We start from the raw sequence: 1,188 nt of genomic DNA on the forward strand, positions 1-1,188 counted from the left end.
TTTTCTTCCTGAAGGCATATACACTCCCATTTTTATATAATTTGAATATTTATTATATCATATAAAAAATTTATTTCAACAATAAAACCAACAAAAATATTTTTGACAAATGAGTTTTATTTTGATATAATTTTATCTAAATAAAAAATAATATAATAAAGAGTTTATGCAAAAATGAAATCATATAGAAAAGTTTTAGAGATAAATTATCCAAAGAGAAGGGGATATATTAATATTACTAATGAAGTTCAAAGATGTTTAGAAGAAAGCGGTATAAAAGAGGGCTTAATTTTATGCAATGCTATGAATATTACTGCTAGTGTATTTATTAATGATGATGAGAGTGGGCTTCATAATGATTTTGAAGTTTGGCTTGAGAAATTGGCTCCAGAAAAGCCTCATAATCAATATAGGCATAACGGCTATGAAGATAATGCTGATGCTCATTTAAAAAGACAAGTTATGGGAAGAGAGGTTGTCGTGGCTGTTACAAATGGAAAATTGGATTTTGGTACTTGGGAGCAAATTTTTTATGGTGAATATGATGGTATGAGAAACAAAAGAGTACTCATCAAGATTATTGGAGAATAAAAATGAAATTATTTGTTAGTGATTATGATATGACTTTAGCTATTAATCGTGTTGTAGATGATAAAGTGATTAATGCTATAAAAAAATGGAGAGAAAAAGGAAATATATTTGCAATTGCTACAGGCAGAAATAAATTTTCAATATTAGAACAAATTTATAAAAACAATATAGAGATTGATTATATTATAGTTAATAATGGTGCTTTAATTATAGATAGAAATAATAATATATTGCTAAAAGAAGAGATAGAAAAAAATAATGCTATAGAAGTTATTAATTTTTTGTATGATACTTATGGTGGAAGCGTTGAGATTGCAAATGAAAATGAAACTTTTTCAATAATTCCTAAAAAAGGAGAGCATAATTTACCTTTTAAAGTAGATAAAAAAATTACAATAGAAGAAGCAAAAAATATAACAAATATTATACAAATAAATAAAATTAGCCCAGATGTAAATACTACAGAAATTATACAAAATGAAATAAATAATAAGTTTGATACTGTAATAGCTTATGGAAATATTACAGCTATAGATATAGTTAGAAAAAATATTAGTAAAGCTACAGGAATAAAAAATCTTGAAAATATTTTAAAAG

2 protein-coding genes are annotated in these 1,188 nt (G+C 24.4%); both read left to right on the forward strand.

Features of this window, described 5'->3' with window-relative positions; all coding sequences use genetic code 11:
- Positions 1–174 precede the first annotated feature (174 nt).
- On the forward strand, positions 175–591 hold the full coding sequence (locus tag E6A48_RS06150) for a secondary thiamine-phosphate synthase enzyme YjbQ (RefSeq protein ID WP_219709181.1): 417 nt from the start codon (positions 175–177) through the stop codon (positions 589–591).
- Between the two features lie 2 nt (positions 592–593).
- Positions 594–1,188 (forward strand): HAD hydrolase family protein (locus tag E6A48_RS06155; RefSeq protein ID WP_219709182.1); only part of this gene is annotated, 595 nt, incomplete at its 3' end.

Source organism: Brachyspira pilosicoli (genome assembly GCF_019402445.1).
GTDB lineage: Bacteria > Spirochaetota > Brachyspiria > Brachyspirales > Brachyspiraceae > Brachyspira > Brachyspira pilosicoli_B.

What these genes read in the sequence shown, in the direction of transcription:
- E6A48_RS06150 (WP_219709181.1), top strand. Translation starts at nt 175, where the DNA reads ATGAAATCATATAGAAAAGTTTTAGAGATAAATTATCCAAAGAGAAGG.